Source organism: Roseicella frigidaeris, assembly GCF_003258945.1.
Taxonomy (GTDB): Bacteria; Pseudomonadota; Alphaproteobacteria; order Acetobacterales; family Acetobacteraceae; genus Paracraurococcus; species Paracraurococcus frigidaeris.
The window spans coordinates 23,271-45,750 of sequence record NZ_QLIX01000012.1 but is presented as its reverse complement, the minus strand read 5'-3'; the positions used below and the strand labels follow the sequence as shown (position 1 = coordinate 45,750).

Genomic DNA, 22,480 nt, shown 5'->3' with positions numbered 1-22,480 from the left:
GATAATAAGCCATGCGATGCAGGATGACAGCAATGGGGCTGGCCATCATCGGCGCCACGGTCCTTGCCACGGATGGCCTCGCCGAGGAGCACGGGCAGATGGTCCTGCTGCCCGCGGGCTCGGCCGTCGCCTGGCAGGCCGGACCCGCCGATCTTCCCAAGGGCACGCAGATCGCGGTGCTGGCCGGTGATCCTGGCAAGCCGGGCCCCTTCGTGTTGCGCGTCAAATTCCCGCCCAACACCACCGTCGCGCCGCATCGCCATGCGACGGCGGAAAACCTGACCATCCTCACGGGCGATGTGTATCACGGCATGGGCGAGACGCTCGATCGCCAGCACGGCGAGCGCCTGGCGCCAGGCGGGTTCGTCTTCCTGCCGGGCATGATGCCGCATTCCGTCTGGACGACATCGGCGGAGGCGATCGTGCAGGTCACCGGCACGGGGCCGTTCGGCCTCCTCTACGTCAACCCGGCGGACGATCCCAGCAAGGCCCGCTGAGAGGCCGGCGCCGGCAGCGGGGCGCGGCCGTCTTCCACCCGGAGCGGCCCCCTGGCGGCTGGCCATCCGGGTGGCCGCGCCGGGGACCGTTCCGCTTGAAGCATTCGGAATGATTTTGTGAGGCAGGGCCGGGCGGACAATCTCTTACTTTAAGTAGACCTTCCAAGGGACTGATCGCCAAAGGAGGCAGTCTTGGTTCTGCTTCGAGGAGCCGGCGCCGCCGCCGGCACGCGATGCTTCCGCCACGGTTCGCCCGGGACCGCCCGGCATGCCTGATCCGCTCTGGACATTGGTGAGCCTCGCCGCGGCATCGGCGCCCTTCGCCGCGCATCTGGCTCTGCGCCGCCGCGCCCGCGGCCAGCCACCTCCCGGCCACGCCGCCACGGCGCCGGCGCAGGATTACCACCTGCCGCCGAGCATCGAATCGGCGGAGCGCGAGATGGCGATCCTGCTGCGCCGCATGCGGGCCTTCCTGCAGGATCCCTATGATTTCGCCGCCTCCCGCATCGCCGACGATGCGGCCTTCGAGGACTGCCTCGACCAGGCCGCGACCCTGGGGGCGCGGATTGCCGAGCTGGGCGGCGCCGCGCCGGCGAGCCCGACCGAGCGGGAGCGGATGCGCGGGCTCATCCTCGACAGCGTCATGCGCGGCCATCGCGGCGCGGTGCCCGATCGGCTGTCGGAGGCGCGCCGGAGCAGCGCCGGCCGTCTCCTGGCCCAGCCCCCTGTCGCCTATCCGATGGCCGGCCTCAAGGCCCGGTACTCGCACTGATCCCGATGGCAGGAACCGCATAGCCGGGCCGTGCGCCGGCCGGGGGCGCGCCTGGACCATGATCCGCTGATACAGGCTCGCGGATCATGGTCCAGGCCCTTGTTTGGCCGCGTGATGCAGGCTTTTCGGCGGAGCCGCCGCAAGCCATCACGCGCTAGAAGGTGAAGCGCAGGCCGCCATAGAAGGCGCGCGGCATGCCGGGCACCACGGTGCGCGCATCGGTCAGGTTCATGTTGAGCGCGCTCGCCGCGTCCAGCCCGTAGAGCGTGCCGAAATTCGAGTAGCGCTGGTCGAACAGGTTGCGGACGATGCCATAGAGCTCGATCCCCGGCATCAGCGTCACCGCGGTGCGGAGATTCACCACCGCATAGCCGGCGAGCGGCTTCAGCAGGTTCGCCTCGTCGCCGCGGAGATACTGGTCGGAGTTGAAGATCAGCGTGCCGCCCATCCGCCAGCGATCCGTCGCCCGCCATTCCGCATCGAGCCGCACGCGGTGCTGCGGGATGCCGGGGATGCGGTCGCCGCGCTCGACGGGGATGGCGCCGTCGGCCCCCGCATCCGGGTGGTTCGGGCTCGGGAGGCGCTGCGCCGTGCGGAAGGTGGCGTCGATGAAGGCGTAGTCGAGCCCGAGCGCCCAGCGGGCGTTGCGCCAGGCGAGACCGGCCTCGATCCCCTGCCGCCGCGTGTCGCCGGCATTCTGGAAATAGCCGCGCCCCTGGATCTCGCTCTGCACCAGCAGGATGTCGTCGGAGAGGTCGGTGCGGAAGACGCCGATGTTCCAGGTGGTGCGGCCGCCGATCCATGCGCTGGGCAGCGTGCCGCGCACGCCAGTTTCCCAGGTGCGGCTGACCACCTGCTTCAGGGCCGGGTCGGCGAGGAAGAAGGCGCCGAGCGTGCAGGGGATCAGCGGATCGGCGCAGGAGAGCTCGGCCGGGGTCGGGGCGCGGTTCGCCTCGGCATAGCTGACATAGGCGGTGACGGTGTCGAGGGCGCGCCAGGTCAGGCCGGCGGTCGGGTTGAAGCGCGAATAGGTATGGTCGCCGTTCAGCGCCGTGCCGAGCTGGTCGCGCAGGCGGATATCGGCGTTGTTGAAGCGCCCGCCGATCATGGCCGAGACGCGCGGCGCGAGATCGATGGTGCCGGTGCCGTAGACGCCCCAGTAATTGTTGGTGGAGTTGAGGCGGACATCGGCGATGCCGCCGTCGGGCGAGTTCACGAACACCCCGAGATTGCCGACCGTCCGCGTCGGCGACAGCACGCCGAGCTCGGTGTTGCCGTAGAAGTCGGTATCCGCATGGTCGTAGCTGACGCCGAAGACCACGCGGGAGGGCAGGCCGAAGATCGGCTCGGTTGAGACGATCTGCGCCGATCCGCCGGCGCCGGTCGTGTTGGTACCGGTGCGGTTGACCACGCCCGGCACGCCGCCGCCGAGGATGTCGGCGCTGACGGTGCCGCCGCCGCGCGCGGTGACCGGCGGTCCGTCCTCGAAGCAGAGCAGGCCGGCGAAGTCGTCGTCGTCGCAGCCCTCGAACTCACCGATATCGGCGTTCAGCGTCCGCTGCCGGAAGGTGCGGACATAGGCGTTCGCCTCGATGCTCCAATTCGCCGCCAGCTCGTAGGTGCCACGGAGCTGCAGCATCTGCATCCGGTTGTAGGTGCGGTCCGGATAGGTGAAGACGGCGTTGCGGTCGGTCGAGAGGATCTGCAGCGGCGTCGGGCCGTTGCCGGAGATGGCGGTGCTGCCGGCGCCGATCGAGAGGTTGAGGGTCGATCGCTCGCCGCGGAAGCCGATATCGCCGTAGAGACGCTTCGCGCGGGAGGGCGAGACGTTGCGCCAGCCATCCTCGTTCAGGCTCTCGATCGCCAGATAGGCCGCGAAATCGCCGACCTGCTTGCCGTACTCGGCCGCGACGCCGATGCGGCCGAAGGAGCCGCCGGAGATATCAACCCGGCCGCCCGGGCTGTCGAAGCCGGTCTTCATGCGGAGGTTGAGCGCGCCACCCACCGCATTGAGGCCGAAGAGCGGGCTGCTGCCGACCAGATCGACATTGCGGATGGCGATGGACGGGATCAGGTCCCAGTTCACCGTGTCGCCGAAGGCCTCGTTGATGCGGGTGCCGTTCTGGTACACGGCCAGGCCTTGCGGCGTGCCCATCAGCGGCGAGGCGGTGAAGCCGCGATAGCTCACATCCGGCGCGAGCGGGCTGCCCTGGGTGTCGTTGACGGCGATGCCGGCCGAGAGGCGCACCAGGTTGTCGACCAGGTTGGGCGGCCCGTCGCGCGAGAGGTCGGCGGCGGAGAGGCTGCGGGGGTTGCCGGGCACATGGTCGCGCGGCAGGCCGGTCGCCGTCAGGGGCGTCGTGCCCACCGCCTCGACGGTCGGCAGCTCGGTCACCGGTGTCGCGCTCTGCGCCAGCGCGGCGCCGCCCGGCATGGCCAGCAGTGCTGCCAACGCGGTGGCCCGGCCGGCCGCGATCCATTCGCCTGTCGGACCTCGTCTATGCACGTCGCATCCTCCCCCCGGTGCTTCCTGGCTCGCCCGCGCCGGCGCTGGGCCGGCCGTGGGCAGTGGCTGTGCCGCCGGCCGGCCTCATGGCCGGGCGGTATCGAGGCGACCCGTGCCGGCGGCCGGTGGCGAGACGCCCAGCCGCGGGATGCCCTGCCGCCGCATCGCGCCAAGCACGCGCCGCAAGGCCCGGCGGAGCGGCGGAGGCAGCGCGCGGCCCGCGACGCGCAGCGGCGCCGTCACCCGCCAGCAGGTGCTCTGCCGGATCTGCGACACGGCCTCCTGCGCGGCGGCGAGCGCCACCTCGGTCGCTGCCTGGCGATGCTCCTGCGCCGCGAGCGCCGCCTGCGCCGCCGCCAGGCCCTGGGTCCGTGCGGCGAGCCCCGCCGCCATCGCCCCCAGCTCCCGATCCCGTTCGGCGAGCCTTGCCGTCATCGCCGCCATCTCGGCCTCCCGCTCGTCCAGGCCGCGGCGCAAGGCCTCCGCGGTGCTGCGATAGGCCGCGGCGGCGGCGGCGATCTCGGCCTGCGCCTGCTCCAGCTCGGCGATGCAGCCCTGGGCGTTGCGCAACTCGCCGGCGATGCGGGCCAGATGCGAATCGCGCTCGCCGAGCGCGGCGCTGCCGAAGGCATCCAACTCGCCGGCCAGGACCCGCAGCCGCGCGATCTGCGCCGGGTCCCGCGCATGCTCGAAATAGGTCTCGACCGCGAAATGCTGGTACTCGATGGCCGGGTGCCGCCGCGCCAGCTCGGCGATGCGCAGCGGCACCGGCGCCTCCGGCTCCGCCTGCTCCACCGCCTCGCCGCCGAAGACCTCCTCGAAGACCGCGGGCGGCAGCGTGGTGAAATGCCGCAGGATGCGCGAGGTCTCGAAGCGGGTGCGCAACAGGCTGTCGGCGCGGGGCGCGCTGGCATTCGCCGCCTGGCCGCGGATGCGGAAGGCCGTCACCGCCTCCGCCAGCACATGGATCCGGTGGCCGGCGAGCAGCATCCGGATCCACATGTCGAGATCCTGGAGGTTGGTCAGCCGGACATCATAGGCGCCGGCCGCGTCATAGGCCTCCCGCCGGATCATGGCGGTCGGGGCGCAAAGGCAATTGCCCCGATAGAAGAAGCGCCGCAGCCAGGAGCGGCGCGAGAAGTCCGGCAGGGCGAAGGCGGCGTCGAAGTCGTTATAGGCCGCGGCGGGCCGGCCGGCATCGTCCACCGGCCGGGGCAGGCCGAAGACCAGCGAGACCTCGAGATGCGAGTCGAGGAAATCGACCTGCCGTTGCAGCCGCTCGGGCAGCGCCCAGTCATCCGAGTTCAGGATGGCAAGGTAGCGGCCGCGGGCGCGCGCGATGGTCGCGTTCATCGCCGCCGAGATGCCCTGGTTGGTCGGCAGCCTTGCCAGCCGGATGCGCGGATCGTCGAAACCCCGCACCACCTCGGCGGTGCCGTCGGTCGAGCCGTCATCGGTGACGACGATCTCGAAATCCTGGAAGGATTGCGCCAGCAGGCTCTTGATGGTCTGCCCGACATAGGGCGCGTGGTTGTAGCACTTGACCAGCACCGAGACGGTCGGCGCGGCGGCGGGAGCAGGGGCGGGAGCAGGGGCGGGAGCAGGGGCGAAGCCGGGGGCGCGCCACCACAGCGGCTGCGCCGCCGCCCGCGCCGGATCGAAATCCATCGCGGCCAGGTCGCGGCCCTCGCTCTCCATCACGTCCCAGAACTGCCGCAGCGCCGCCCGCCCCTGGAGATAGTGCTGGCCGTAGCCGCGTTGCCGGTCGAGCGTGCCGAGCCGCACCGCCTGGCTCGCCTCGCGATCCGCATTCCGCTCGAAGCCGAGATGCTTGTAGTGCCAGAGCATCACCTCGTCCCGCTCGGGCAGGCGCAGATGCCCGAGCGGCCTGGCGGCATGTCGCCCTGGGCCGAAGCCGGTTTCCCGGATGGCGTTCGGATCGAAGAGGCTGAGCTTGTTGAAGGCCGGGCGCGGCCGGCCCCGCGTGACCCGCTCGACCAGCAAGCCATGGTCGTCCGGCATGGCGGCGGCATGCATGTCGAAACCGAGCGCCGGGATCAGCGTGGTGCCGCGGCGCCCCTGCTCGGCCAGGTAGTCGGCCATCCCGCGTCCGCGCAGGTGCAGATGCTCGTCGATCGCGGTGATGACCACCCAGTCGGCCTGGCCGCGGCTCTCCTTCCAGGCCTCGTCCTGCATGGCCTGGTGCGAGAGCACGAAGGACTCCGCGACGCGGCGCTCGAAGCGGCGCAGCTCGACCCTGGGATGGGCGCGCAGGATCTCGAGCGAGCCATCGGCCGAGCCGTCGTCGTAGACGACGAAGCAGTCGACCCAGGGATCGTAGTGCCGGAAGAAGAAGCCGAGCATGTCGGCCTCGTCCCAGCAGATGGTGTAGAGATGGACGACGGGCCTGCCCATGCCGCCTCAGCCCGCCTTCAGCCCGTTGTCGTGGCGGATGTGGCGCGCCGGGTTGCCGGCGGCGAGGTGGCCGTCCGGCAGGTCGCGCGTCACCACGGCGCCGGCGGCGACCACTGCATCCTCCCCGATGGTGACGCCGGGCAGGATGGTGGCGCCGGCGCAGACCATGCTGCCCTCGCCGATCGTCACCCCGCCGGCCAGCACCGCGCCCGGCCCGATGGAGACGAAGGCGCCGAGCCTGGCATGGTGCCCGATGCTGGCGCCGCGGTTGACCAGCACGAAGGCACCGAGCGTGCTGTTGCTGCCGAGGCTGATCCCGGCATTCAGGTAGCAGCCGGGCCCGATTTCGAGGCGGCGCGGCGCGGCGATGCTCGGGTCGATGAGCGAGAGCGGGTGACGCAGGCCGAGGCTCGCGGCCTGCCGCGCCGCCAGGCGCCGGTGCCGCGGCGTGAAGAGCGGCACGAGATAGGGCAGGTCGAGCAGCGCGCCGGACAACGCCTCCGGCGCGAGCACCGCGATGCCCTCGGGCAGCCAGTGCCGCCCGCCGCAATTGTGGATGCCGGCCGCCACGCGCAGCCCGGCCCGGTGCAGGCTCTCCTCGACATCGACCACCAGGGGCGAGCCGATGCCGAACAGCAGCGCCGCGGTCATCGCCGCTGCCGACGCGCCGCCGGCGACCGCTGGATGCGGCGCCCCGCGACGCGGCCCGCTGGTGTGACGGTATGGACGATTCCGACGCAGGGCGATGCTGGCCGCCTCTTCATGGCAGTGTCCTTTCCCCCGATGAGGATCATACGGGGTAGCCGGAAGATGCCCCCATGGATCGATTTCCCGATTTCGCGGGGAATTCTTCCCGATCTCCGGCCACCCCGGTCCCGCGGCATCGCCTGGTGCGCGCGGCCGGCCGGTGCCTCGGCGGATTCCAGCCGCGCGCCGCGACGGAGCGCGATGCCAAGGCGGCGCCGATCCGCTTAGGATGGGCGCGGGAGAGTCTCGTCCATGTCGCTGCGCGTCCGCCTGATCACTTCCATCCTCGTCGTGCTGCTGGTCAGCCTCGCCGTGGGCGGGCTCTCGGCGGGCTGGACCGCGACGAAATCCGTGCGCACCGAGATGCAGGCGGCGCTGGCCAATGGCGAGAAGGCCGTGCGCAACGGCGAGGCGGACCGCCGCGCCCCGGCGGCCGCGGCCCCGGGTCCCGACCGGCAGGTGCATCTCTTCGACGGCAACCGGCATCTGCGGGCCCGACTGGTCGACGAGGCGGGGCAGATGCGAGTCGCCTCGGTGCCGCTCGAGCCGCGGCAGCCGGCGCCGGGATGGCTGGTGGCGCTGGTGGCGCCGTCGCTGCCGCCGGTGGAGGTGCCGCTCGAATTCGGCGACAGGTCCGGGCGCATGCTTCTCGAGGCCGATCCGCGGAACGAGGTGGCCGAGGTCTGGGGACAGTTGCGGGACGGGCTGGCGGCGCTCGCCCTGTTCTGCGCGCTCAGCGCCGCGCTGGTCGGCTTCGTCGTCAGCCGCGCCCTGCGGCCGCTCGAGGATCTGTCGGCGGCGCTGGCCGCGGTGGGATCGGAGGGATTCGCGGTCCGCCTCAAGCCGGCCGGCTCGCCGGAGCTGGTCCGGCTGACGGAGGGCTTCAACGCCATGATGGAGCGGCTCGGGCGCGCCGAACGGCATAATCGCCGGTTGCACGAGCAACTCGTCGCCGTGCAGGAGGAGGAGCGCGCCGAGCTCGCCCGCGACCTGCACGACGAGATCGGGCCCTTCCTGTTCTGCGTCGCGGTCGACGCGGCGGCGATCGAGGCGGCGGCGCAGGTCGGGAACCATGCCGAGATCCCGGACAGCGCGGCGGCGATCCGCCGATCGGTCAGCCACATGCAGGGCCATGTCCGGTCGATGCTGGGCCGGCTGCGGCCGGCCAGCCCGGTCGAGATCGGCCTGGCGCCGGCGCTGCGCAACCTGGTCGCCTTCTGGCAGGCGCGGCGGCCGGGCATCACCTTCACCCTCGATGTCGAGGTCGAGGAGGACGGCATGGAGGAGGCGGCAAAGGAGGTGGTGTACCGCGTCGTGCAGGAATCCGTGACCAATGCGGTCCGCCACGGCCAGCCGGGCCAGGTGGAGATATCGATCCGGACCGGACCGGAGGAGCAGGTGATCACCTGCATCTCGGATGACGGCGTCGGGCTGAGCGCGACCGCGGTGCCCGGCTTCGGCCTCGCCGGTCTGCGCGATCGCCTCGCGGCGCGCGGCGGCGGCCTGCAGGTGGTGACCGGCCCGGCTGGCCGCGGCCTGCAGGTCACGGCGCGGCTGCCGCGATCGGAACGGGCGGAGGCGCTGCGGCCTCCGGCCGCGGCATGAAGCTGCTCCTCGTCGATGACCATGCGGTCATCCGGGCCGGGCTGCGCCGCCTGCTGGGCGGCTTCCACGGCATCGAGGTCAGCGAGGCGGGCACCGGCCGGGAGGCGCTCGCCATGCTGCGCTCGGCGCAGCCGGAGATCGTCGTGCTCGATCTCGGCCTGCCGGAGCTCGGCGGCCTCGAATTGCTGCGGCGCCTGCTGCTCGAGCAGCCGAGCCTGAAGATCATCGTCTTCAGCATGCATGCCGAGGCCTTCCACGCGGCGCGCGCGCTGCGGGCCGGCGCGGCGGGCTATCTCAGCAAGCGGGCGGCGCCGGAGGAGGTGATCGAGGCGGTGCGGCGCGTCGGCGAGGGCGGCCGCTACATCGAGCGGGAGATCGCCCAGGAACTCGCCCTGCGGGCGGCGACCACCGATGACCCCGTGGAGCAGCTCACCGGCCGCGATCTCGAGATCCTTCGCCTGCTCGGGGAGGGGCAGTCCCTGGCCGAGATCGCCACCGTGCTGGCCGTCAGCTACAAGACCGTGGCCAACACCTGCACCCAGATCAAGGCGAAGCTCGGCGTCACCCGGACCTCCGACCTCATGCGCATGGCGATCGAGCTGGGGCTGACCTGAGCGCTGCCCGGACGGGCCGCGGGATCATTCCTCTATGGGCACCGCCTCCGCCTCCCATTCGCCGCCAAGCCGCGCCTGGGCATCCTCGAAGGCGGCTTCGCTGGCGGGGAAGGGGCCGGTCACGGCGCCCACCTGCTGGCCGGCGGCGTTGAACCGCATCCAGGCCCAATTGCCGATCGTCGGCTCCCAGCAGACGCCGATGCGCGCGTAGCGGCGCAGCAGCAGCCCGGGCTCGGCCGGGTCGTCGCGCTCGATCACCAGGGTCCGAAGGTGCATCACCGTCTCCCGCAGGCCGGTCCAAGGCTGCCAGAGATGGATCATCGCCGCATGACGGCCGGCTTGCCGGCGGGTGACAGTCGCAGGGCAGGCAGCGCGCCCGGTCCGCCACCGCAGGTTTCGGCTCCGGACGATCTGGTCTAGCCTCCGGCCATCCCGTGCCGGCCGGCGCCCCGATGGGACAGGCGGCGGCCCAGCGGCAGGATGGCGTGGCGCAGAGGAGAGGAACGCGATGGCGAACCAGGTGAAGGAAGCGTGGAAGGCCGGCAAGGCCGTGGTGAACGGATGGCTCGCCATCCCCAACGCCTTCAGCGCGGAGATGTACGCCCAGGCCGGCTGGGACAGCGTGACGGTCGACATGCAGCACGGCGTTCAGGACTACCTCTCCTGCGTCGCCTGCTTCCAGGGGATGGCGCGCGCGCCGGTGACCCCGATGGTCCGCGTGCCCTGGAACGAGCCGGGCATCATCGGCAAGGTGCTCGATGCCGGCGCCTATGGCGTGATCTGCCCGATGGTGAACACGCCGCAGGAGGCGGCCAACCTCGTGCAGTACAGCAAGTACCCGCCGCAGGGAACGCGCAGCAACGGCCCGATCCGCGCCGGCGTCTACGGCGAGGCGGGCGGCTACCAGAAGACCGCCAACGACAACATCCTCGTCATCCCGATGATCGAGACCAAGCAGGCCATCGAGAACATCGAGGCGATCCTCGACGTGCCGGGGATCGACGGCATCTATGTCGGCCCCTCGGACCTCAGCTTCTCCTACGGGCTCGAGCCGAAGCTCGACGTCGAGGATCCCTTCATCCTCAAGATCTACGAGAAGCTGCTGACCGAGACCAGCAAGCGCGGCATCGCTGCCGGCCTGCACAATGGCAGCGCGGCCTATGCCAACCGCATGATCCAGATGGGCTTCAAGCTGGTCACGATCAGCAACGAGGTCGGGCTGATGGTCAATGCCGCGAAGGCGGCGGTGAAGCAGGCGCGCGGCGGCTGATCCGGGCGGGGGCGGCGACGCCCCCGTCCATGGCCTGTTGCCCCTCCTCCGGCCCACGGGCCGGTGGACGGGGCCTGGCCCCGGCCCCGCCCGCGGGCGGGCCACCCGGGCCCCGGCAGGACCGGGGACCCTCGGGGCTTCAAGGCACTCCGCAGCGGCGGTGCAGCCGGCGTCATCCTGAGATGCGGCGATCATCCGGGCGGCATGTTCCCGCGCGCGGCCCCTTTGGCGGCGCCTGATGTTGCGATATAGCAAAATTGTCGGTTCCGTACTTCTGTGCAATGCAAAACGACAAGAATAAATGTCAAAAACATAAACACTGCCGGGTATCGGAATCGGAAGCGTCTGTATCAATAAATACTGCTCTTGAGCAATTTCATGCATTGACATTGAATGTTCGAGCCGGCATCACTGCAAGCGCCAGCGTCAGCCGTCCATCGGCGCCGCAGGCCAGCTGCTTGCCCGTCCGGGCGAGCTGCCTCGTCCAGTCCTCCGTGCGGGCCCGAAGTCGCTGAGCGACAAGGGGCCGCCGGCCAACCGAACCACGCCTGCCGGTCTCCGGCGGGGCCTGGCGGCCTGCACCTGCGGCAATCTGCCCGCGCGTGCGTCGGTCTGCGGCCGATTTGCAACCGCCAGGTATTAGTGGGCATTTCAAGTAACGAGGGGATCAATTCATGGCGGTACCGTCTGGTCAGCTGGGCTTTTCCACGCCGCTCGGCGAGCTGGTGAATCCGGGGACCTCGGCAATGAACGCCGAGATGTCCGATTATCAGAACCTCGGGGCCGATTGGATCCGCACCAACTTCTGGTGGGATACGATCCAGCCGAACCGCAATGGCGGCTATGATTGGTCCGAGCTGGATCGGATGGTGTCGGCGGCCAAGGAACACGGCCTGAAGGTGGTGGCCGAGCTTTCCTTGACGCCGCGCTGGGGCGGCATCGACGCCGACGGCTACGCGAAATTCGCCAAGGCGGCGGCCGAGCATTTCGGTGATTCGGTGAATTACTGGGAGCTCGGCAATGAGCCCAACCTGAAGATGGGCGTCAGCGAGTATATGAGCCTGCAGAAGGCCGCCTATTCGGCCATCAAGAGCGTCAGCTCGGGCGACACGGTCATCTCCGGCGGCCTGTCGCCGGCCCCCGAGACCGGCTGGGGCCATATCGGCGCGGTCGATTTCCTCAAGGGCATGTATGCCCAGGGCGCCGCGGACTCCATGGATGCGGTCGGCTACCACGCCTATACTTGGCCGGAGATGCCGAGCAGCTCCAATTCCTGGAACGGCTGGCAGATCATGGAAGACGGCATCCGCGACACCATGGTCCGGAACGGCGATGCCGACACCCAGGTCTGGATCACCGAGTTCGGCTCGCCGACGCGCGGCTACAACTCGGTCTCCCAGGACCAGCAGGCGCAGGCGCTGCGCGAGGCGGTCGACCTGGCGCACCATGAGTCCTGGGTCGGGCCCATCATGTACTATTCCTACCAGGATCGCGGCGGTAACACCGGTGACAGCGAGAACTGGTTCGGCGTGGTCGGGCCGAATGGCGAGCACAAGGCCGTCTACGACGCCTACAAGGCCCTCGCCACGAACGACGACTGGGCCTGAGATCCGCCGTCCCGCGGCGCCGCGAGGCGGTGCCGCGGGAATCCCGGCTGCCCGCCGGCCCGGCGGTGTCGCCGCGGCCTCCGAGGCGACGCCTCGGAGGCATCAGGCGGGCCCCGCCGCGGCCCCGCCCGGCGCGCCGCCTCGAGGCCGCCCATCCTTCCCTGGCCGGCCCCCCCTGCTGGCCCCTCTGCCGGCGCCGTCCCGGCCCGGCCGGCGAAAGCGCGCGATGCCCGTTCCTGCCCGCGACGTTCTGGTCTACACAGCAGGCGCCATGAGCCCGCGTCGTCCCCGTCTCCTGCCCGTCCTTCCCGCGCTGGTCGCGCTCGGCCTGCTGCCGGGCTGCGGCGGGGATACGGCCCGCACCTTCGGTTTCACCCGCGACGCGCCGGACGAGTTCCAGGTGACGACCCGCGCGCCCCTGTCCATGCCGCCCTCGCTCGGCGAGCTGCCGGTGCCCCGCCCCGGCGCGACGCGGCCGCAGGAGCTCTCGCCCCGCCTCGCCGCGGAGACCGCCCTCGCCCCCGGCGCCGTCCTCGCCCCCAGCACCGGCGCCGCGGCGCCGAGCTCGGGCGAATCGGCGCTGCTCTCCCAGGCCGGCCGGCCGGTCGGGCAGGACATCCGCCGCCGCGTCGATGAGGAAAGCCTGAAGCTCGACCAGCCGGATCGCGGCCTGGTGGACCGGCTGATCTTCTGGAAGGCGCCGGAGCCGCCGGGCACCGCCCTCGATGCCCGCCGCGAATCCCAGCGGCTGCGGGAGAATGCCGCCCTCGGGCGCGAGGCGACGGAGGGCGAGACGCCCATCATCCAGCGCGCCACCAGCGGCAACCCGGTCACCCGGCTGTTCGAGAGCATCTTCTGAGCGCCGGCGGGGTGGGCCGCATGGCGGGTTTGCGCCCGGCGGGGTTCTTCCCACATGCTGGGGCATGTCGCCCGTGACCCGCCGCAGCACCATCGCCTCGGCCGCCGCCCTGCCGGTGGCCCTCAGCCTTCCCGCCGGGGCGGGGCTCGCCGCCCCGCCGGTGCAGCCGGCGCCGGAAGACCGGGCCAAGCTCGCCGGCGACCGGCCGCTCTTCGGGGCGACGACCTGGACCCTGCCGAACGGGCTGCGCGTGGTGCATGCCGAGAGCCGCCGCGTGCCGGTGGTCAGCCACTACCTCTTCTACGCCGCGGGCGCCGGCGAGGACCCGGCCGGGCGCAGCGGCACCGCGCATTTCCTCGAGCACATGATGTTCAAGGGCAGCCGCAACGTGCCGCCCGGCCAGCTCTCCCTGGTGGTGGCGCGGGAGGGCGGGCAGGACAACGCCTTCACCTCGCGCGACGTCACCGCCTATCACCAGACCGTCGAGGCCTCGCGCCTGCCGCTGGTCATGCGCATGGAGGCGGACCGCTTCGCCGGGCCGCTGATCCCGCCCGAGACGGTGGAGCCGGAGCGCGCCGTGGTGCTGGAGGAGCGGCGCCAGCGCACCGACAGCAACCCGCGCGCCCGGTTCTGGGAGGAATTCGAGGCCGCCCTCTGGGGCCGGCAGCACTGGCGGGGCCGGCCGATCATCGGCTGGGAGGACGAGATCCGCGCCATCAGCCGCGACGACCTGCTCGATTTCTACGGCCGCCGCTACGCGCCGGGGAATGCCGTGCTGGTCGTCACCGGCGATGCCCGGCCGGAGCGGGTGCGGGCCCTGGCCGAGGAATACTATGGCGGCGTCCCGAGCCGCGCCGTCACCCCGCGCGACCGCGCCGCGCCGGCCGCCACCGCGGCCGAGCCGCGCCTCATCCGCCATGATCCGGGGGTGCGGGAGGCGAGCTTCCTGCGCGCCGCCATGGCGCCGAGCCTGACCTGGGGCGACCGGGACCAGGCCTGGGCGCTGGAGGTGCTGGCGCATCTGCTCGGCGGCGGCCCGGGCAGCCGGCTGCATCAGGCCCTGGTCGAGACCTCGCTCTGCGTCGGCGCCAGCGCCTCCTATGACAGCGATTCCGTCGGCGTCACCGCCTTCCTGCTCTCCGCCCTGCCGCAGCCGGGCGTGACGCCGGAGAAGGTCGAGGCGGCGATCGACGCGGTGGTGGCGCGGCTGCTGCAGGAGGGGCCGACCGAGGCCGAGCTCACCCGCGCCCAGCGCCAGCTCACCGCCGGGGCCCTGCTCGCCCTCGATGGCATCGGCGCCGCGCCGCGCATGCTGGGCTCGACGCTGGCCTCCGGCCTGCCGCTCGAGGTGGTGGAGTTCTGGCCGCGGCATCTGCGCGCCGTGACCCTGGCGCAGGTGACCGAGGCGGCGCGGGCCGTGCTCGGCCAGGCGCCGGCGACGACGGGCTGGCTGCTGCCCGAGGGCGTGGCCGCGCCGGAGCGGCGGATATGAGGTCGCCCCTCGGGGCCCGCTGGCCGGGGCGCGTGCTCGCGGCCGAGGGCGGCGCCACGGCGCCGGGACGCGACGCCCCGCTGCCGCGGCCGGAGGCGCCGGCTGCCTTCTCGCTGCCGATCCAGACGGTCGAGGCCGAGGGGGTCTCCGCCTGGCTGGTCGAGGACCATGCCGTGCCGGTGGTGGCCCTCTCCTGGTCCTGGCGCGGTGGCGCCGCGCTCGATCCGGAGGGGCAGGAGGGCACGGTCGCCATGGCCGCGGCGCTGCTGACCGAGGGGGCCGGCGCGCTGCGCGCGGTCGAGTTCGGCGACGCCCTGCGCGACGAGGCGATCAGCCTGAATTTCGGGGTGGAGCGGGACAATTTCGAGGGCAGCTTCCGCGCCCTGGCCGATGCCCTGCCGGAGGCGGTTCGCCTCGGCCGCCTGGCCATGGCCGAGCCCCGGCTGGATGCCGATGCGGTGGAGCGGGTGCGGGCCCGCGCCGCCGCCGCCGCCCGCCGCAGCCTGGAGACGCCGCGTGGCCAGGCCGGGCGCGGCTTCTGGGCGCGTGCCTTTCCCGGCCATCCGGCCGGGCGCCCCTCGGGTGGCACCGCCGAGAGCCTGGCCGCGGTGCCGGCGGAGGCGATCCGCGCCGCGCTCTCCCGCCAGTTGCGGCGCGAGGGGCTGCTGGTCTGCGCCGCCGGGGCGATCACGCCGGAGGCGCTGAAGGGCGTCATCGCCCGGCTCTTCGCCGGCCTGCCCGCGGGCGCGCCGCCGGCGGTCGCCCCGCTGCCGCCCTTCCACGCCTTCGGCCAGGCGGTGCTGCCGGTCGTCTCGCCGCAATCCGCCGTGGTCTTCGGCCAGGAGGGGCTGCCAGCCGAGGATCCGGACTGGGAGGCGCTGCAGGTGGTGCTGCGCATCCTGGCCGGCGGCGGCTTCGCCTCCCGCCTCATGCATTCGGTGCGCGAGCAGCGGGGGCTCGCCTATGGCATCGGCGCCGGGCTCGACGTGATGTTCCGCCGCGGCACCATCGTCGGCTCGGTCGCCACCGAGAATGCCCGCGTCGCCGAGACCCTCGCCGTCACCCGCGAGGAATGGGCCCGCATGGCGGCGGAGGGCCCGACCGAGGCCGAGCGCGAGGATGCCGTCGCCTACCTCACCGGCTCCCTGCCGCTGCAGTTCAGCGACAGCCGCCGCGTTGCGGAATCGCTGCTGACCCTGCGGCAGAACGGCCGGCCGCTGGACTGGCTGGCCGGCCGGGCGGAGCGGCTGCGGGCCATCCCGACCCCGCGCCTCGCCCAGGTCGCGGCCCGGGTGCTGCAGCCGCAGGCGCTCTCGGTGGTGGTGGCGGGGCAGCCGGTCGGGCTCTAGGGCGCTTCCCGTAAACACTGGTTCACGGGAAGCGCCCTAGGCTCCTGTTTTCAGAGCATCTTCACCCGATCAGGTGAGTCCACCTGATCGGGATCTGCTCTAGGAACGCCCCCAACTCCGCCGCGGGGCTTTGCGGCGGCTCCACCGCCCCGGGGGCGTCACAGCCAGCCGCGGCGGGACAGGGTCCAGCTCCGATCATCCCCGCACCCGAAGGCCCCGGCGGAACGCAGGCCGGGGCGTGCATGCCCGGCCGCGATCTGCTCTCTATGCGGGTGAGCATGGGGGTTCACGACATGACGGCGAGCGATCGGGTGCAGGCAGATCGGGTGCAGGCAGCCTGGGCGGCGATCGGGGATCTGGCGCGGCGGCCGCGCCCGGATGGCAGCGCGCCGCATGCCATCAGGGCGCTCTTCGCCGCCGATCCGGGCCGCTTCGACCGCTTCTCCCGCCGGGCCGACGGGCTGCTGCTCGACCTCTCCAAGACCTCCCTCACCGAGGAGGTGCTGGCGGCGCTGCTGGCGCTGGCCGAGGCGGTCGGCCTCGCCGCGCGGCGCGACGCCATGGCGGGCGGCGCGGCGATCAACACCACCGAGCGCCGGGCCGTGCTGCACATGGCGCTGCGGGCGCCGCGCAGCGCCGGCTTCCGCGCCGAGGGCGAGGATGTGGCGGCCGAGGTCGAGGCGGTGCTCGGCCGCATGCAGGCCTTCTGCGCCGCGGTGCATGACGGGACGCTGCGGGGCGCCACCGGCGAGCGCTTCACCGATGTGGTCAATATCGGCATCGGCGGCTCCGATCTCGGCCCGGCCATGGTGACCCGTGCCCTCTGGACCCCGGCGGCGCCGCTCCGGGCGCATTACCTCGCCAATGTCGATGCGCATGCCTGGGAGGCGATGCGGCCGCAGCTCGACCCGGCCCGCACCCTCGTCCTCGTCGCCTCCAAGACCTTCACGACGCAGGAGACCATGACCAACGCCGCGCTGGTGCGGGACTGGCTGCGCGGCGCGCTGGGGGAGGCGGGGGCGAACCAGCATTTCGCCGCGCTCTCGACCAACCTGAAGGCGACCGCCGGCTTCGGCATCGCCCCCGACCGGGTCTTCCCCTTCCGCGACTGGGTGGGCGGCCGCTTCTCGCTCTGGTCGGCGATCGGCCTCTCGGTCGCCCTGGCGCTCGGCTGGGAGGGCTTCGCCCGGCTGCTCGCCGGCGCCCGGGCGATGGACGAGCATTTCCTCGCCGCCCCGCTGGCGGAGAACCTGCCGGTGCTGCTGGCGCTCGCCGAGCTCTGGCATGTGGACGGGCTCGGCTACCCGACCCGCGCCGTGCTGCCCTATGACGAGCGGCTGGCGCGGCTGCCGGCGCATCTGCAGCAGCTCGAGATGGAGAGTCTCGGCAAGCGGGTGACGCTGGAGGGGGCGCCGGTCGGGCGGCAGACCGGGGCGGTGGTCTTCGGCGAGCCCGGCACCAATGCCCAGCACAGCTTCATGCAGCTCATCCACCAGGGCACCCTGCCGGTGCCCTGCGACATCATCCTGATCGCCCGGCCCGACCACCCCCATGCCGACAGCCACCGCAAGCTGCTGGCCAATGGCCTGGCCCAGGCCGAGGCGCTGATGCGCGGCAAGTCGGCGGCGCAGGTGGAGCAGGAGATGGCGGCGGCCGGGACGGCGCCGGAGGAGATCGCCCGGCTGCTGCCGCACCGGGTCTTCCCCGGCGACCGGCCGAGCGCGACGCTGGTGCTGCCGCATCTCGACGCCTTCACCCTCGGCCAGCTCATCGCCCTCTACGAGCACAAGGTCTTCTGCCTGGGCGCGCTCTGGCACATCAACGCCTTCGACCAGTGGGGCGTCGAGCTGGGCAAGCAGCTCGCCGGGGTGCTGCTGCCGGAGCTGGAGGCGGGAGCGGCGACGCCCGGGGCGCATGACGGCTCGACCGAGGGGCTGCTGCGGGCGCTTCGATAATTCCCCGCGAAGCCGCTGCGCGGCTTCGCGGGGGCCCCGGGGAGTCGCTTCTGGCCCAAGGCGCGTCACGGCCTGCCGTGGCCAAGCCACGGCAGGGCAACGGGCGGCTGGTGCGAGGGGCGTGGCAGCGCCCGGCGGGAGGCAGGCTGGGCTGGTCGTGCTAGGCTGCGCCGAGTCGCATGTCGCAGGCCATTCGCCTCCTCTCCGAGACCACCGCCAACCGCATCGCCGCCGGCGAGGTGGTGGAGCGGCCGGCCGCGGTGGTGAAGGAGCTGGTGGAGAACGCCCTCGATGCCGGTGCCCGCCGCATCGCCGTCACCCTGGAAGGCGGCGGCATCGAGCGCATCCTGGTCGAGGACGATGGCGCCGGCATGGGACCGGAGGATCTCGCCCTCGCGGTCGAGCGGCATGCCACCTCCAAGCTGCCCGAGGAGGCGATGCTGTTCCGCATCGCCACCCTCGGCTTCCGCGGCGAGGCGCTGCCCTCCATCGGCGCCGTGGCGCGGCTCGCCATCACCAGCCGGCCGGCGGCGGGCGATGCGCATGCGCTCACCGTCGAGGCCGGCCGCAAGGGGCCCGTCCTGCCCGCCGCCGGCGCGCCGGGCACGCGGGTCGAGATGCGCGACCTGTTCCAGGCGGTGCCGGCGCGGCGGAAATTCCTGAAGAGCCCGCGCAGCGAGGCCGAGGCCTGCATCGAGGTGGCGCGGCGCCTGGCCCTGGCCTGGCCGGAGGTGGGCTTCCGCGTCACCAGCGAGGGGCGGGAGGCGCTGGCCCTGCCGCCGCAGGAGCGCGAGGCGCGCCTCCATGCCCTGCTCGGCGAGGATTTCGCCGGCGCCGCCCTGCCGGTCGCGGCCGAGGGCGGCGGCCTGACGCTGGCCGGCCTCGTCGCCCAGCCGGCCTATACCCGCGCCACCGGCACGGAGCAGCATCTGGTGGTGAACCGCCGGCCGGTGCGCGACCCGCTGCTGCGCACCGCGCTCCGCGTCGCCTATCGCGACCTGATCGCCGCCGGCCGGCATCCGGTCGCCGCCCTCTTCCTCGACCTGCCGCCCGAGGCGGTGGATGTGAACGTCCACCCGATGAAGACCGAGCTGCGCTTCCGCGAGGAGGCGGCGGTGCGGGGGATGCTGATCGCGGCGCTGCGGCGGGCGCTCGGCGTCGGGGCGGGGGGTGCGGCGCCGGCGCTCACCCAGTACCGGCCCGCCGCCGGCGGCTGGAATGGCTGGCGGCCGCGCGGCCCGGCGCCGCTGCCCGCCGCGCCAGGCCGCGGCTTCGACGAGGCGCAGCTCGGCCTCGCGCCGCCGCCACCCGCCGCCTCGCCGCCCACCGTCCTGCCGCTCGGCTTCGCCCCGCCGCGCCCGGCCGTTGCCCCGGCCCCGGCCGTCGCGGCGGACCACCCGCTCGGCCGGCCGCTGGCGCAGCTGCTGGAGACCTACATCCTGGCCGAGGCGCCGGATGGCGCGCTGGTGCTGGTCGACCAGCATGCGGCGCATGAGCGGCTGACGCATGAGGCGCTGCGGGCGCAGCTCGTCGAGGGTGGCGTGCGGGCGCAGCCGCTGCTGCTGCCGGCGGTGGTCGACCTGCCGCCGGCGGATGCGGCGCGGCTGCTCGGCTTCGCCGAGGGGCTGGCGCGGCTCGGCCTGGAGGTGGAGGGCTTCGGCCCCGGCGCGGTGCTGGTGCGCGCCCTGCCGGCGCTGCTCGGCGCCGCCGATCCGGCGCCGCTGCTGCGCGACCTGGCCGAGGAGCTGGCCGAGAGCGGCGAGGCGCTGGCTCTGGAGCGGCGGCTGGATGCGGCCATCGCCCGGCTGGCCTGCCATGGCTCGGTGCGCGCCGGGCGGCGCCTCACGCCCGACGAGATGGCGGCGCTGCTGCGGCAGATGGAGGCGACGCCGCGCGCCGCCACCTGCAGCCATGGCCGTCCGACCTTCCTCCGCCTCGGCCCGGCGGAGCTCGAATCGCTGTTCGGGCGGCGATGAGCGAAACCCCGGTGCGGGCGGCCCTGCGCGCCGCGACCGGCGAGATCCATGCGCGGCTGCATGGCCTGCCGGCGCTGGCGGCGCTGGCGGCCGGGCAGCTCGACCGCGCCGCCTATGCCGCGCTGCTGCGGCGCTTCCTCGGCTTCCATCGCGGCGCCGAGGCAGCCCTGGGCGCGGCGCCGGATCTCGCTCCCTGGGGCATCCGGCTGGCCGAGCGGCAGCGGGCCTGGCTGATCGAGGCCGATCTGGCCGCGCTCGGGGTCGATGCGGGCGAGATGGGCCTGGCGGCGCTGCCGCCGCTTGGCAGCGCCGCCCGGGCGCTCGGCTGCCTCTATGTGACCGAGGGCTCGACGCTGGGGGGGCGGCACCTCGCGCGGGCCCTGGACGGATTGCTGCCGCCGGGCGAGGCGGGGCGGCGCTTCCTGCTCGGCCATGGGCCGCGGCATGCCGCGCTGTGGCGCGAATGCTGCGATGCGCTTGAGCGTTGCGGCGCCGATCCGGAGCGCCGCGCGGCGATGCTGGAGGCGGCGGCCGGGACCTTCGCCGCCTTCGCCGCCTGGTTCGGGGCGCCCGGCCCGGTGCCGCAGGGTATGGCCCTGCCGCCCGCCGGCGGGTAGAGAGCGGGGCCATGCCGCGTTTTCCCCTCCTCGCCCTGCCGCTCGCCGTGCTGCTGGCGGGCCCGGCCCTTGCGCAGCACGCTGCAGCGCAGCTGCCGCCGCAATCCCAGGCGGCCGCCCAGGCCAACCGCATCGTCGCGGTGGTGAACGGGGAGGTGATCAGCCGCGCCGACGTCATCGGCCGCGCCCGGCTCTTCGCCCTCAATGCCGGCATCGCGGTCGCGCCCGAGACGCTCGACCGGCTCTCGCCGCAGGTGTCCCGGCTGCTGGTCGATGAGCGGCTGCGGCTGCAGGAGGTGCGGCGCCGCCGCATCCCGGTGACGGATGCCGATGTCGCCGATGCGGTCAGCGAGCTGGAGAAGCGCAACAACCTGCCCCCCGGGACGCTGCGCCAGCAGCTCACCCAGGTCGGCGTGGCGCCGCGCGTGCTGTATGACCAGATCCGCACCCAGATCGGCTGGGCGCGGCTGATCCGCCAGCAGCTCGGCCCGAATGCCGAGCCCGCCCAGTCCGAGGTGGACGAGGCGATGCGCAACGCCAAGGCGCGGGTCGGCCAGCCGGAATACCTGGCCTCGGAGATCTTCGTCCCGGTGGACGATCCGACGAACGAGCCGCAGGTCCGGCGCTTCGTCGAGGATGTCATCGGCCAGCTTCGCCGCGGCACGCCCTTCCCGATCGCCGCGACGCAGTTCAGCCAGGCGCAGACGGCGCTGCAGGGCGGCGACCTGGGCTGGGTGCGCAAGGAGGAGGTGGACCCCGAGGTCGCCTCGGTGCTCGAGCGCATGCCGCCCGGCGCCATCAGCAACCCGATCCGCGTGCCCGGCGGCTTCCAGATCATCTCGCTGCGGCAGAAGCGCGAGACCGGCCGCGACATGGCGACCATGATCAGCATGCGCCAGGCCTTCTTCCCCTTCAGCGGCACGCTCGACCCGAACAACCCGACGCAGCAGCAGCGCGATCAGGTGGAGAAGGCGCAGCGCCTGGCCGCCGGCGCGCGGAGCTGCGACGCGGTGGAGACGGCGGCGCGCAGCAACGGCGCCGGCGACCGGCCGGTCGATCCCGGCCTCATCCGGCTGGAGACGGTGAACCCGCCGCCCTTGAAGGCGCTGCTGGCGGGGCTGACGCCCGGCAAGGCCTCGCAGCCCATCCTGACGCCCGACGGGGTGATCGTGATGATGGTCTGCTCGCGCGACACCCGGAACCTCGCCGAGGTGACGCCGGAGGAGCTGAAGCAGCAGATCCTCCGCGACCGGATCGAGAACCTCTCCCGGCAGCTGCAACGCGACCTGCGGCGTCGGGCGCAGCTCGAGATGCGGCACTGACGCTGCCGGAGGGAGCGGCAGCGGGCGGCGCGCTGCCCTCGCTGCGCGAGACCATCGCCCGGCACGGGCTGGATGCGCGGAAATCCCTCGGCCAGCATTTCCTGCTCGACGAGGCTCTGTGCCGGCGCATCGCGGCGCTGGCCGGTGATCTCGCCGGGCGGCAGGTGCTGGAGGTGGGGCCGGGGCCGGGCGGCCTGACCCGGGCGCTGCTCGCCTCGCCCGCCGCGGCGGTGACGGCGGTGGAGCTGGACCGGCGCGCCGTCGCCGCGCTGGCGGAGCTGGAGGCGGCCCATCCCGGGCGGCTTCGGGTGATCGAGGCCGATGCGCTGGCCATCGACCTAGTGGGCCTGCTGCCGGCGCCCCGGAAGATCATCGCCAACCTGCCCTACAACGTGGCGACGCCGCTGCTCGTCGGCTGGCTGCGCGGCGCCGCGGCGCTGGAGGGCATGGCGCTGATGTTCCAGCAGGAGGTGGCGGAGCGCATCTGCGCCGCCCCGGACACGGAGGCCTATGGGCGGCTCGCGGTGCTGGCGCAGTGGCGCTGCCGCTGCGACCTGCTGCTGCGCCTGCCGCCCGGCGCCTTCAGCCCGCCGCCCAAGGTCTGGTCGGCGGTGGTCGGCTTCGTGCCGCATGCCGAGGATCCCGGCCCGGCGCTGTTCCGCAGCATGGAGCGGCTGACCGCGGCTGCCTTCGGCCAGCGGCGCAAGATGCTGCGCGGCGCGCTGAAGAGCCTCGGCGATGCCGAGGGGCTGCTGGCGGCGGCGGGGATCGAGGGGCAGCGGCGGGCGGAGACGCTCGGCATCGCCGAATTCGACCGCCTGGCGCGGGCGCTGCTGGCGCGGCAGGGATAGGCGGACCAGGCCCGCCCATCTTATCG

Annotated in this window: 18 protein-coding genes; 14 read left to right on the top strand and 4 right to left on the bottom strand. The window is 73.1% G+C overall.

The features are described 5' to 3' along the window. The first annotated feature begins 32 nt into the window (after nucleotides 1-32). Both DOO78_RS15910 and DOO78_RS15905 read left to right on the top strand, forming a co-directional pair. A complete protein-coding gene (locus tag DOO78_RS15910; RefSeq protein ID WP_111470853.1) occupies nucleotides 33-497 on the top strand; it encodes a cupin domain-containing protein in 465 nt (154 codons plus the stop codon). A 268-nt stretch (nucleotides 498-765) separates the two neighbouring features. Further along, a complete protein-coding gene (locus DOO78_RS15905) occupies nucleotides 766-1,269 on the top strand; it encodes a hypothetical protein (RefSeq protein ID WP_128080070.1) in 504 nt (167 codons plus the stop codon). 154 nt (nucleotides 1,270-1,423) lie between these two features. Here DOO78_RS15905 and DOO78_RS15900 read toward each other — a convergent pair whose 3' ends face one another. From DOO78_RS15900 to DOO78_RS15890, 3 genes are all read right to left on the bottom strand, one after another. Next, nucleotides 1,424-3,721, bottom strand: coding sequence for a TonB-dependent receptor (locus DOO78_RS15900; RefSeq protein WP_128080069.1), 2,298 nt, complete (start codon nucleotides 3,719-3,721; stop codon nucleotides 1,424-1,426). A gap of 138 nt (nucleotides 3,722-3,859) precedes the next feature. After that, entirely contained in the window at nucleotides 3,860-6,190 is a 2,331-nt protein-coding gene (locus DOO78_RS15895) for a glycosyltransferase family 2 protein (RefSeq protein ID WP_111470850.1), read from the bottom strand. A gap of 6 nt (nucleotides 6,191-6,196) precedes the next feature. Further along, nucleotides 6,197-6,841, bottom strand: coding sequence for a DapH/DapD/GlmU-related protein (locus DOO78_RS15890; RefSeq protein WP_111470849.1), 645 nt, complete (start codon nucleotides 6,839-6,841; stop codon nucleotides 6,197-6,199). Between the two features lie 348 nt (nucleotides 6,842-7,189). Between DOO78_RS15890 and DOO78_RS15885 the strand changes: the two genes are divergently transcribed. Both DOO78_RS15885 and DOO78_RS15880 read left to right on the top strand, forming a co-directional pair. Then, entirely contained in the window at nucleotides 7,190-8,542 is a 1,353-nt protein-coding gene (locus DOO78_RS15885) for a histidine kinase (protein WP_111470848.1), read from the top strand. Beyond that, nucleotides 8,539-9,156 carry a response regulator gene (locus tag DOO78_RS15880; protein WP_111470847.1) on the top strand — a complete coding sequence of 206 codons (618 nt, stop codon included), beginning with the start codon at nucleotides 8,539-8,541 and terminating at the stop codon, nucleotides 9,154-9,156. The genes DOO78_RS15885 and DOO78_RS15880 overlap by 4 nt, the downstream gene beginning before the upstream one ends. Before the next feature lie 24 nt (nucleotides 9,157-9,180). Here DOO78_RS15880 and DOO78_RS15875 read toward each other — a convergent pair whose 3' ends face one another. Beyond that, complete coding sequence (locus tag DOO78_RS15875; protein WP_128080068.1) at nucleotides 9,181-9,432, bottom strand: hypothetical protein; 252 nt, start codon at nucleotides 9,430-9,432, stop codon at nucleotides 9,181-9,183. 232 nt (nucleotides 9,433-9,664) lie between these two features. On the opposite strand from DOO78_RS15875, the gene DOO78_RS15870 reads away from it, so the two are divergent. The 10 genes from DOO78_RS15870 (at nucleotide 9,665) to rsmA (ending at nucleotide 22,454) form a co-directional block, all read left to right on the top strand. After that, a complete protein-coding gene (locus DOO78_RS15870; RefSeq protein WP_111470845.1) occupies nucleotides 9,665-10,426 on the top strand; it encodes an HpcH/HpaI aldolase family protein in 762 nt (253 codons plus the stop codon). 674 nt (nucleotides 10,427-11,100) lie between these two features. Beyond that, complete coding sequence (locus DOO78_RS15865; RefSeq protein WP_111470844.1) at nucleotides 11,101-12,033, top strand: family 14 glycosylhydrolase; 933 nt, start codon at nucleotides 11,101-11,103, stop codon at nucleotides 12,031-12,033. 271 nt (nucleotides 12,034-12,304) lie between these two features. Further along, nucleotides 12,305-12,892, top strand: a complete 588-nt coding sequence (locus tag DOO78_RS15860; protein ID WP_111470843.1) for a DUF3035 domain-containing protein — start codon at nucleotides 12,305-12,307, stop codon at nucleotides 12,890-12,892. A 64-nt stretch (nucleotides 12,893-12,956) separates the two neighbouring features. Further along, entirely contained in the window at nucleotides 12,957-14,384 is a 1,428-nt protein-coding gene (locus DOO78_RS15855) for a M16 family metallopeptidase (protein ID WP_111470842.1), read from the top strand. Beyond that, a complete protein-coding gene (locus DOO78_RS15850; protein WP_111470841.1) occupies nucleotides 14,381-15,733 on the top strand; it encodes a M16 family metallopeptidase in 1,353 nt (450 codons plus the stop codon). Before DOO78_RS15855 ends, DOO78_RS15850 begins: the two co-directional genes overlap by 4 nt. Nucleotides 15,734-16,026: 293 nt before the next feature. Further along, nucleotides 16,027-17,688: a glucose-6-phosphate isomerase gene (gene pgi, locus DOO78_RS15845; protein WP_111470840.1), complete on the top strand. Its 1,662-nt coding sequence runs from the start codon at nucleotides 16,027-16,029 to the stop codon at nucleotides 17,686-17,688. A gap of 179 nt (nucleotides 17,689-17,867) precedes the next feature. After that, nucleotides 17,868-19,664: a DNA mismatch repair endonuclease MutL gene (gene mutL / locus DOO78_RS15840; protein WP_111470839.1), complete on the top strand. Its 1,797-nt coding sequence runs from the start codon at nucleotides 17,868-17,870 to the stop codon at nucleotides 19,662-19,664. Further along, nucleotides 19,661-20,281 (top strand): biliverdin-producing heme oxygenase, encoded by a 621-nt coding sequence (locus DOO78_RS15835; protein WP_111470838.1) that lies wholly within the window; start codon nucleotides 19,661-19,663, stop codon nucleotides 20,279-20,281. The genes mutL and DOO78_RS15835 overlap by 4 nt, the downstream gene beginning before the upstream one ends. A gap of 11 nt (nucleotides 20,282-20,292) precedes the next feature. Continuing rightward, on the top strand, nucleotides 20,293-21,603 hold the full coding sequence (locus tag DOO78_RS15830) for a peptidylprolyl isomerase (RefSeq protein WP_111470837.1): 1,311 nt from the start codon (nucleotides 20,293-20,295) through the stop codon (nucleotides 21,601-21,603). A 2-nt stretch (nucleotides 21,604-21,605) separates the two neighbouring features. Then, nucleotides 21,606-22,454, top strand: coding sequence for a 16S rRNA (adenine(1518)-N(6)/adenine(1519)-N(6))-dimethyltransferase RsmA (gene rsmA, locus DOO78_RS15825; RefSeq protein WP_207802938.1), 849 nt, complete (start codon nucleotides 21,606-21,608; stop codon nucleotides 22,452-22,454). Nucleotides 22,455-22,480: the final 26 nt, after the last annotated feature.

Excerpts from the sequence above, each read along its gene's own strand:
- DOO78_RS15910 (WP_111470853.1), top strand. The coding sequence starts at position 33 with ATGGGGCTGGCCATCATCGGCGCCACGGTCCTTGCCACGGATGGCCTC.
- DOO78_RS15905 (WP_128080070.1), top strand. The coding sequence starts at position 766 with ATGCCTGATCCGCTCTGGACATTGGTGAGCCTCGCCGCGGCATCGGCG.
- DOO78_RS15895 (WP_111470850.1), bottom strand. The coding sequence starts at position 6,190 with ATGGGCAGGCCCGTCGTCCATCTCTACACCATCTGCTGGGACGAGGCC.
- DOO78_RS15890 (WP_111470849.1), bottom strand. The coding sequence starts at position 6,841 with ATGACCGCGGCGCTGCTGTTCGGCATCGGCTCGCCCCTGGTGGTCGAT.
- DOO78_RS15885 (WP_111470848.1), top strand. The coding sequence starts at position 7,190 with ATGTCGCTGCGCGTCCGCCTGATCACTTCCATCCTCGTCGTGCTGCTG.
- DOO78_RS15880 (WP_111470847.1), top strand. The coding sequence starts at position 8,539 with ATGAAGCTGCTCCTCGTCGATGACCATGCGGTCATCCGGGCCGGGCTG.
- DOO78_RS15875 (WP_128080068.1), bottom strand. The coding sequence starts at position 9,432 with ATGCACCTTCGGACCCTGGTGATCGAGCGCGACGACCCGGCCGAGCCC.
- DOO78_RS15870 (WP_111470845.1), top strand. The coding sequence starts at position 9,665 with ATGGCGAACCAGGTGAAGGAAGCGTGGAAGGCCGGCAAGGCCGTGGTG.
- DOO78_RS15865 (WP_111470844.1), top strand. The coding sequence starts at position 11,101 with ATGGCGGTACCGTCTGGTCAGCTGGGCTTTTCCACGCCGCTCGGCGAG.
- DOO78_RS15860 (WP_111470843.1), top strand. The coding sequence starts at position 12,305 with ATGAGCCCGCGTCGTCCCCGTCTCCTGCCCGTCCTTCCCGCGCTGGTC.
- DOO78_RS15855 (WP_111470842.1), top strand. The coding sequence starts at position 12,957 with ATGTCGCCCGTGACCCGCCGCAGCACCATCGCCTCGGCCGCCGCCCTG.
- DOO78_RS15850 (WP_111470841.1), top strand. The coding sequence starts at position 14,381 with ATGAGGTCGCCCCTCGGGGCCCGCTGGCCGGGGCGCGTGCTCGCGGCC.
- pgi (WP_111470840.1), top strand. The coding sequence starts at position 16,027 with ATGACGGCGAGCGATCGGGTGCAGGCAGATCGGGTGCAGGCAGCCTGG.
- mutL (WP_111470839.1), top strand. The coding sequence starts at position 17,868 with ATGTCGCAGGCCATTCGCCTCCTCTCCGAGACCACCGCCAACCGCATC.
- DOO78_RS15835 (WP_111470838.1), top strand. The coding sequence starts at position 19,661 with ATGAGCGAAACCCCGGTGCGGGCGGCCCTGCGCGCCGCGACCGGCGAG.
- DOO78_RS15830 (WP_111470837.1), top strand. The coding sequence starts at position 20,293 with ATGCCGCGTTTTCCCCTCCTCGCCCTGCCGCTCGCCGTGCTGCTGGCG.